General features: G+C 72.8%; 8 protein-coding genes and 1 pseudogene. All 9 read right to left on the bottom strand.

Going from position 1 to position 9024, the window contains the following annotated elements; translation table 11 throughout:
- A pseudogene (locus RYN42_RS18155) lies at nucleotides 1–310 on the bottom strand (hypothetical protein); the annotation flags it as partial.
- On the bottom strand, nucleotides 307–912 hold the full coding sequence (gene nadD, locus RYN42_RS18150) for a nicotinate-nucleotide adenylyltransferase (RefSeq protein ID WP_315098362.1): 606 nt from the start codon (nucleotides 910–912) through the stop codon (nucleotides 307–309). The gene nadD and the pseudogene RYN42_RS18155, both read right to left, overlap by 4 nt.
- 26 nt (nucleotides 913–938) lie before the next feature.
- Nucleotides 939–1091, bottom strand: coding sequence for a hypothetical protein (locus tag RYN42_RS18145; protein WP_315098359.1), 153 nt, complete (start codon nucleotides 1089–1091; stop codon nucleotides 939–941).
- 55 nt (nucleotides 1092–1146) lie between these two features.
- Nucleotides 1147–2469, bottom strand: coding sequence for a glutamate-5-semialdehyde dehydrogenase (locus tag RYN42_RS18140; protein WP_315098356.1), 1323 nt, complete (start codon nucleotides 2467–2469; stop codon nucleotides 1147–1149).
- 51 nt (nucleotides 2470–2520) lie between these two features.
- Complete coding sequence (proB, locus tag RYN42_RS18135; RefSeq protein ID WP_315098351.1) at nucleotides 2521–3669, bottom strand: glutamate 5-kinase; 1149 nt, start codon at nucleotides 3667–3669, stop codon at nucleotides 2521–2523.
- A gap of 48 nt (nucleotides 3670–3717) precedes the next feature.
- On the bottom strand, nucleotides 3718–5241 hold the full coding sequence (gene obgE / locus RYN42_RS18130; protein ID WP_315098349.1) for a GTPase ObgE: 1524 nt from the start codon (nucleotides 5239–5241) through the stop codon (nucleotides 3718–3720).
- Between the two features lie 123 nt (nucleotides 5242–5364).
- Nucleotides 5365–5625 (bottom strand): 50S ribosomal protein L27, encoded by a 261-nt coding sequence (gene rpmA, locus RYN42_RS18125; RefSeq protein WP_055913072.1) that lies wholly within the window; start codon nucleotides 5623–5625, stop codon nucleotides 5365–5367.
- Nucleotides 5626–5697: 72 nt separating this feature from the next.
- Nucleotides 5698–6006 (bottom strand): 50S ribosomal protein L21, encoded by a 309-nt coding sequence (gene rplU, locus RYN42_RS18120; protein ID WP_315098365.1) that lies wholly within the window; start codon nucleotides 6004–6006, stop codon nucleotides 5698–5700.
- Nucleotides 6007–6306: 300 nt separating this feature from the next.
- A partial coding sequence (locus tag RYN42_RS18115; protein ID WP_315098338.1) for an Rne/Rng family ribonuclease occupies nucleotides 6307–9024 on the bottom strand: 2718 nt, incomplete at its 5' end.

The raw sequence follows: 9024 nt of genomic DNA, 5'->3' as shown, positions 1-9024 counted from the left end.
AGCTCGACCAGGTCGGGGTCCCCGCGGTCGCGGGACGGGCGCTCGTGGGGTCCAGCGCGGTGTCGCGGATGGACCGGCGCGAGCGGCTCGCGTCGGAGGCCGGTGAGGCCGTGCCGCGCGGCGGCGTCGCGTCGGGGCTGGTGTGGTCGCGCATGGCTCGCCTCGACACCGAGGTGCCCCCGCCGGCCGGAGCCGGGGTCGCCGGTCGGGCCGCGCTGCCCTGCTCGGGTGCGGCGGCGGCCGAGACGTCGCCCGTCTCGGGGTTGCGATGGAGATCGCGACGGCGGCGCCGCTCTCCCGGTTCACTCATGACTGACCTCGATACAACCTGTGCTTGGCGATGTACTGGACGACCCCGTCAGGGACGAGGTACCACACCGGCTGTCCGGCGCGCTCGCGTGCACGGACGTCTGTCGAGGAGATCGCCAGGGCGGGGACCTCCAGGACCTGGACACGATCGCCGGGGAGCCCGTCGACCGACAACGTGTGCCCGGGGCGGGTGACCGCCACGAACTGCGCCATCGAGAAGAGCTCCTCGGCATCCTTCCACGTCAGGATCTGCGCGATGGCGTCCGCACCTGTGATGAAGAAGAGTTCGGCGTCCGGGCGTGCCGTCTTGAGGTCCCGGAGCGTGTCCACGGTGTATGTCACACCCGAGCGGTCCACGTCCACGCGGCTCACCGTGAACCGCGGGTTCGAGGCGGTCGCGATCACGGTCATCAGGTACCGGTGCTCCGCAGCCGTGACCTCCTGGTCCAGCTTGAAGGTCGGCTGGCCCGTCGGCACGAAGACCACCTCGTCGAGCTCGAACCGGGCGGCGACCTCGCTGGCGGCGACCAGGTGGCCGTGGTGGACGGGGTCGAACGTGCCACCCATCACGCCCAGGCGCGTCCTTCGGGGCCGCTCCGTCATCGGTCCGGTGCCTCTCGGTGCGTCGGTCAGTGACGCGTCCCGACGCTCCGGAAGGCGAACGTGATGAGCAGCAGGGCCGTCAGACCGACGAACGCGCCGATGCCGAACACCACGGGCGGGAAGGGCAGCTCGTTGCCGTGCTCGGCGGCCTCAGCAGCGGCGATCAGGGCAGCATGCACGTCAATCCTCCAGGGGTGGGCGGGAGCCAACAGTGTCGCACGGTCGGCTGTGCCGTCAGGGCCGGACGTGCCCGTCGCCGTGCACGATCCACTTGGTGGTGGTGAGCTCGCTCAGACCCATCGGGCCGCGGGCGTGCAGCTTCTGCGTGGAGATGCCGATCTCGGCGCCCAGCCCCAGCTGGCCGCCGTCGGTGAACCGGGTCGAGGCGTTCACCATGACCGCGGCGGAGTCCACCTCGGCGACGAACCGCTCGGACGCGGCCAGATCCCGGGTGATGATCGCCTCGGTGTGCCCGGAGCTCCACTCGCGGATGTGGTCGAGGGCGTCGTCCAGCGAGTCGACCACGCGGACGGCCAGGTCCAGGGACAGGTACTCGCGGGCCCAGTCGTCGTCGGTGGCGGGCACGCAGGCCACCTCCTCCGGAGCGAGGGCGAGCGTCTCCTCGTCCCCGTGGATGGTCACGCCCTCGTCGCCCAGCATCGCGAGGGCGACGGGCAGGAACTCGTCGGCCACCGCCTGGTGCACCAGCAGCGTCTCGGCGGCGTTGCAGACGCCGACGCGCTGGGTCTTGGAGTTGAGCAGGATGGCGATCGCGACGGCCAGGTCCGCCGTCTCGTCCACGTAGACGTGGACGTTGCCCACGCCGGTCTCGACCACCGGCACCGTGGACTCGCGCACGACGGTCTGGATGAGGTCCGCTCCCCCGCGCGGCACCAGGACGTCGACGAGCCCGCGGGCGTGCATGAGCGCGACCGCCCCCTCGCGGCCCCACGCGTCGATCGACTGCACGAGCGCACCGGGCAGCCCCTGCGCGACGAGCGCCCCCGACAGGACCCCGACGATGACCTCGTTGCTCGACGCCGCGGCCGAGCCGCCGCGCAGGATCACCGCGTTGCCGCTCTTGAGGGCGAGCCCCGCTGCGTCCACCGTCACGTTCGGCCGCGCCTCGTAGATCATCCCGACGACGCCCATGGGCACCCGCACCTGGCGCATGCGCAGCCCGTTCGGCAGCGTCTGGCCTCGGACCACCTCGCCGACGGGGTCGGGCAGGGCGGCCAGCTCGCGCAGGGCGTCGGCGATGGCCACGATGCGCTGCGGGGTCAGCGCCAGGCGGTCCAGCAGGCCTGCGGACGTCCCCTCCGCGCGACCGCGCTCGAGGTCCACGGCGTTGGCGGCGACGATCTCGGCGGTGGCCGCCACGAGGGCGTCGGCCATGCCGCGCAGCGCCGCGTCCTTGGCGGCCCGGGTGGCGGTGGCCAGAGCGCGCGACGCGACCTTGGCCCGCTCCGCCACACCGCGGACCTGCGTGGTCACGTCCGTCTCCGCGGGGACGGACGCGGGCGTCGCCTGCGCCGGCTGGTCGAGCGAGGTGGTCATGTGGTCAGGGTAGTCCCGTCAGCCTCGCGCCTCCGTAGGCGGCCTTGGGGGTCAGCGGCGCCGGCGCACCAGGACCAGGTCGTCGCGGTGGACCAGCTCGCGGTCATACCCCGGGCCCAGTGCGGCGCGCAGCTCGGACGTCGAGCGACCCAGCAGCGGCGGCACCTCCTCGGCGTCGTACGACACCAGCCCGCGCGCCACCAGGAGCCCGTCGGGCCCGACGAGCTCGACGGGGTCGCCCGCCTCGAACGTCCCCTCGACGCCTGTCACACCCGCCGGGAGCAACGAGGTGCCCCGTTCGAGGACCGCGCGCACGGCACCGGCGTCGAGCACGAGCCGCCCGCGGGTGCTCGCGGCGTGCGCGAGCCAGAGCCGCCGGATCGAGGTGCGCCGGCCGGTCGCGGTGAACCAGGTGCCCACGTCCTCGCCGGCCAGCGCCCGCGCCGCCTGGGCGGCCGACGTGAGGATCACGGGCACGCCGGACTGCGTGGCGATCGCCACGGACTCCAGCTTGGTCACCATCCCCCCCGTGCCGACCGCGCTCCCCCGCGAGGCCACGTCGATGCCCTCAAGGTCCTGCGCGTGCACGACGGACGCGATCCGCCGGGAGCCGTCGCGGGACGGCGGGCCGGTGTAGAGGGAGTCGACGTCGCTGAGCAGGACGAGCGCGTCGGCGTGCACCAGGTGCGAGACCAGGGCGGCGAGACGGTCGTTGTCCCCGAACCGGATCTCGTCGGTGGCCACCGCGTCGTTCTCGTTGATGACGGGCACGATGCCGAGGTCGAGCAGCCGGGTCAGCGCCCGGTGCGCGTTGCGGTAGTGCACCCGCCGCACGGTGTCGTCCGCGGTGAGCAGTACTTGCCCCACCTGCAGCCCGTGCCGGGCGAACGCCGCCGTGTAGTGCGCGACGAGCAGCCCTTGACCCACCGACGCCGCCGCCTGCTGGGTGGCCAGGTCCCGCGGGCGGGACGCCAGACCGAGTGGGCCCAGACCGGCCGCGATCGCGCCGGAGGAGACCAGCACGACCTGGCCGCCGGCCGCGCGGCGGGCGGCGAGCACGTCGACCAGCGCGTTCAGGCGCTCCGGGGCGAGGCGCCCGTCGGGCGTCGTCAGGGACGAGGACCCGACCTTGACGACCACGCGGGAGGCAGAGACCAGCTGCTGGCGGTCCTGCAGGACGTCGACGGTCACGAGCCGCATTCTGCCGTGTGCCGCGTGCGGGTCACGCAGACATCCGGTGACCGGGCGTCACTCCTTGGCCGCGTCCGTCCAGACACCGGCCTCGCGCTCGGTCCACAGCTCCTGGCGGGCCTCCGTCTTGGCGTCCATGCGCTCCTTGTACTCCTGGCGCTTCTCGCCGCGTGTCGCGCGGGAGCGGTCCTCGATCCGCAGGTCGACCCCGCGGGGGCCGCCCAGGAACTCGGAGCCCGTCATGAGCGTGGGCTCCCAGTCGAACACGACCGCGTTGTGCTCGGGCCCGATGCGCACCTCGTCGCCCGCGACGGCACCGGCCGCGAACAGCCGCTCCTCGACGCCCAGGCGGGCGAGTCGGTCGGCGAGGTAGCCGACGGCCTCGTCGTTGGTGAAGTCCGTCTGGCGCACCCAGCGCTCCGGCTTCTCGCCCCGCACCCAGTAGTAGACGCCCTGACCTTCGACCTCGCGGCGCGTCACGGTGAACCCGGCGTCGTCGACGGCCTTGGGGCGCAGGACGACCCGGGTGTTCTCCGGGGCCGGTGCGTCGCGGCGGGCCTTGTCGACGATCTCCCCGAGCGCGTACGTCAGGGGACGCAGGCCCTCGTGGCTCGCCGTCGACACCTCGAACACGCGGAACCCCCGCGCCTCGAGGTCGGGCTTGACCAGCTCCGCCAGCTCGCGCGCCTCGGGCACGTCGATCTTGTTGAGCACGACGATCTGCGGGCGCTCGAGCAACGGCACCCGACCGCCCTCGATGGACAGGTCGCCCGCGTAGGTCCGCAGCTCGGCCTCGATGTCCTCCAGGTCGGAGAGCGGGTCGCGGTCCGGCTCGAGGGTGGCGCAGTCGAGGACGTGCACGATGACCGCGCAGCGCTCGATGTGCCGCAGGAACTCGAGCCCGAGCCCGCGCCCCTCCGACGCCCCGGGGATGAGGCCGGGCACGTCCGCGACGGTGTACCGCGCGCCCCCGGCCTGCACGACGCCCAGGTTGGGCACCAGCGTGGTGAACGGGTAGTCCGCGATCTTGGGCCGTGCGGCGGAGATCGCGGCGACCAGGCTGGACTTGCCCGCGCTCGGGTACCCGACGAGCGCGACGTCCGCGATCGTCTTGAGCTCCAGCACGATGTCCTGCTCGGTGCCGGGCTCGCCCAGCAGGGCGAACCCCGGTGCCTTGCGGCGCTGCGAGGCCAGGGCGGCGTTGCCCAGCCCCCCTCGACCGCCCTGCGCCGCGACGTACTGGGCGCCGACGCCGACGAGGTCGGCGAGGACCGTGCCGTCCGGGGACTTCACGACCGTGCCGTCGGGAACGCCGAGGACCAGGTCGGCACCGGTCGAGCCCGAGCGGTGGTCGCCCATGCCCTGGGTGCCCGACGGCGCGTGCCGGTGCGGCGAGTGGTGATAGTCGAGCAGCGTGGTGACCTGCGGGTCGACCTCGATGATCACCGACCCGCCGTTGCCGCCGGTGCCCCCGTCGGGGCCGGCGAGCGGCTTGAACTTCTCCCGGTGGATGGACGCACAACCGTGCCCACCGTCACCGCCGGTCGCATGCAGCACGACCCGGTCGACGAATGTCACCACGGCTGAACCTCCCTTGCTCCTACGTTCCGATCCTCACACGCGAAAGGGGCGCACCGCACCGGTGCGCCCCAACCACGAATGACCCGACGCGGACCGATGCCGCGTCGTCCGTTGTACGACGGCTCAGACCTCGGCCGCCACGACGATGTCGATGACCTTGCGGCCACGGCGCGTACCGAACGTCACGGCGCCGGGGGCCAGGGCGAACAGCGTGTCGTCGCCGCCACGGCCCACGTTCACACCGGGGTGGAAGTGCGTGCCGCGCTGGCGGACGATGATCTCGCCGGCCTTGACGACCTGGCCACCGAAGCGCTTGACGCCCAGGCGCTGGGCGTTCGAGTCGCGACCGTTGCGCGAGGAGCTCGCGCCCTTCTTGTGTGCCATGACGAACCTGCTTTCGTGCTCAGAGTGTGGGGGGCTGTCCGTGCCTGTGGCCGTACGGCCGACGGCCCGAGATCAGGAGATGCCGGTGACCTTCAGGCGGGTCAGCTTCTGGCGGTGACCCTGGCGCTTGCGGTAGCCGGTCTTGTTCTTGTACTTGAGGATGTCGATCTTGGGACCCTTCTCGTCCCGCACGACCTCCGCCGTCACCTTCACCTTGGCCAGGGCCTGGGCGTCGGTGGTGACCTTCTCGCCGTCGACGAGCAGGAGAGCGGTCAGCTCGATGGTCGACCCGGTCTGCGCGCCGAGGCGGTCGACGACGACGACGTCGCCCACAGCGACCTTCTCCTGGCGGCCGCCAGCCTTCACGATCGCGTACACCACGTTGCTGCTCATCTCTGCTCGTCGAACTGCTGGTCAACCTGCTCAGTCACATGCTTCTGGTGCCCTGCCTGCGCCCGCGCACATCCCGCTGCCACCGGCTCGCACCGGTTCGGCATCTGGGGTTTCGCGTCGGCGCCGCGACGGCGGCACACATGGCCAGCGCGTCACGACGCGCCGACGTTCTAGGGTACGGACCGCACGCCGCACGGTCAAACCTGACCGCCCTGGCCGGGTGGGACGTGACCTATCGCACTCCCCCGACGGGTGCTCGTGCCGGTGCGACCGGCACGAGCACCGCGGTCAGTGGTGCTCGAGACCGTCGCCGTCCCCGGGCACGGTGTCCAGGTCCACGTCCTCGACGTCGTCCTCGGGGTCGTCGTCGGCCTCGAACACGTCGGCGGGGACCGCCGTCAGCTCGAGCTCGTCGGCGGTCGGGTCCGACCCGGTGTCCGGCAGGGACTCCGGCGCAGCCTGCACGCCCGCGAACTCGGCGAACACGTCGAGCCCGGGCGCACTCGGCGCGACCTCGTCGGAGATCGTCGGGTGGTCGTGGTCGTGCTCGTGGTCGTGGGCGTGCGCGGCCGCCGCGGCGATCGTCGCCAGGGTCGCCTTGACAGCCTCGCGGGCCTCGGGCAGCACCGGAACCCCCGCGTGCGGCGCGTGCGCGACGGGCTCCTTGGCCCCGCCCCGCTTGCGGCGCGAGCGCTTGGCGTCGCTCTCGGCCGCGGCGACCGGCTGCTGCTGCGCGCCCGCGTCGGGACGCTGGTTGTTCTTCTCGATCGGCTCGTCGTGCACGATGAACCCGCGGCCGTGGCAGTGCTCGCACGTCTCGCTGAACGCCTCGACCAGGCCCTGGCCGACGCGCTTGCGGGTCATCTGGACCAGTCCGAGCGTCGTCACCTCGGCGACCTGGTGCTTGGTCCGGTCGCGGCCCAGGCACTCCACCAGGCGGCGGAGCACGAGGTCACGGTTGGACTCGAGCACCATGTCGATGAAGTCGATGACGATGATGCCGCCGATGTCGCGCAGCCGGAGCTGGCGGACGATCTCCTCGGCGGCCTCGAGGTTGTTGCGCGTCACCGTCTCCTCGAGCGTGCCGCCCGAGCCGGTGAACTTGCCGGTGTTGACGTCGACGACCGTCATGGCCTCCGTGCGGTCGATCACCAGTGACCCGCCCGAGGGCAGCCAGACCTTGCGGTCCATGCCCTTGGCCAGCTGCTCGTCGATACGGTGCACGGCGAAGACGTCGGTGTCGGACTCCCAGCGCGTGACCTTCTGCGCCAGGTCCGGGGCGAGCTCGTCGATGTACGAGGAGATCGTCGACCAGGCCTCGGCACCCTCGACCACGAGCGAGGAGAAGTCGTCGTTGAAGATGTCGCGGACCACGCGGATGGCCATGTCCGGCTCGCCCTGGAGCAGGGCCGGCGCCGACGCGGTCTTCGACTTCTTCTCGATGGCCTCCCACTGCCCCTGCAGGCGGGCGATGTCGGCGCGCAGCTCGTCCTCACTGGCCCCCTCGGCCGCCGTGCGCACGATGACGCCCGCGGAGTCCGGCACGATCTCGCGCAGGATCCGCTTGAGGCGGTTGCGCTCGGTGTCGGGCAGCTTGCGGCTGATGCCGGTCATGCCGCCACCGGGCACGTACACGAGGTAGCGGCCGGCCAGCGTGACCTGCGAGGTCAGCCGAGCGCCCTTGTGCCCGATCGGGTCCTTGGTGACCTGCACCAGGACCGGGTCGCCGGACTTGAGCGCCTGCTCGATGCGACGCGCGGAGCCACCCTCGAGGCCCGCCGCGTCCCAGTTGACCTCACCGGCGTAGAGCACGGCGTTGCGGCCCTTGCCGACGTCGACGAACGCGGCCTCCATGCTGGGCAGCACGTTCTGCACGCGACCGAGGTAGACGTTGCCGACCATCGACGCCTGCGCCTGGTTGGAGACGTAGTGCTCGACGAGGACGCCGTCCTCCAGCACCGCGATCTGCGTGCGGGCGTTCTTCTCGCGCACGATCATCGACCGGTCGACGGACTCGCGCCGCGCGAGGAACTCCGACTCCGTGATGATCTGGCGGCGACGACCGGCGTCACGGCCGTCCCGGCGGCGCTGGCGCTTGGCCTCGAGCCGGGTGGAGCCGCGCAGGGCGGTGACCTCGTCGCTCGGGGCCCGGGTGCGTGCCGACCGGGGCTCGTTCTGCTCGCCGGGCTCACCGCGCGAGCCACGGCGACGGCGGCGGCGACGACGGCTCGAGCCGCCGTCCTCGTCCGTGGACTCGTCGGAGTCGGCGTCCGACTCGCTCTCGGTGCCCTCCTCGGCGTCGTCGTCGGTCTCGTCCGCGTCCTCGGCGGTGCCCCCGGAGTCCGGGCGGCTGCGCCGGCCACGGCCGCCACGGCGGCGGCGGCGACGGGGAGCGCCCGTGCCGGTGCCGTCCTCGGCCGACTCGTCGGCGTCGTCCTCGTCGGCGTCGACCTCGTCGGCGTCGGACTCGTCGGCGTCGGCCTCGTCCTGGGGGACGAGCATGCTGACGACTGCCTCGTCGTCGGCGACCAGCTCGTCCTCGACGGGTGCGGCCTCGGCGCCGCGGCCGCGCCGGCCCCGGCGGCGCGACCCACGGGCCGACGTCGTGGTCTCCTGCTCGACCGGCTCGGCCGTCACGTCGTCCTGTGCCGTGAGCTCGACTGCCTCGACGGCCTCGTCCGCGGCGCGGTGGGCCGCCTCGGAGATCGCCTCCGGGGAGCCGGTGCCGGCCTGCGCGCGACGGCGGCGCGGTCGGGCGGCGGACGGGTCCGGCGCCTGGAAGAGCAGCGCGGTCGTGGCGAAGCGCCGACCGGTGGAGGTGGTGCTCGTGGTCGCGCTGGCCGGCTCGGCCGGCGGGACGGTCGCGGCCAGCTCGGCCAGGACGTCGAGCGTGGGCGCGGCGACGTCCTCGTCCTCCTCGACCTCCGCCTCCGGCTCGGGTGCAGCAGCGGGGGCAGCGGCGGCGCGGGTGCCATCACTGCCCAAACCAAATATGGCTACAAGGCC

It is taken from the genome of uncultured Cellulomonas sp., from assembly GCF_963527515.1.
Lineage (GTDB): Bacteria > Actinomycetota > Actinomycetes > Actinomycetales > Cellulomonadaceae > Cellulomonas.
The sequence above is the reverse complement of the archived record's forward strand: the minus strand, read 5'-3'. Positions and strand labels throughout refer to the sequence as shown.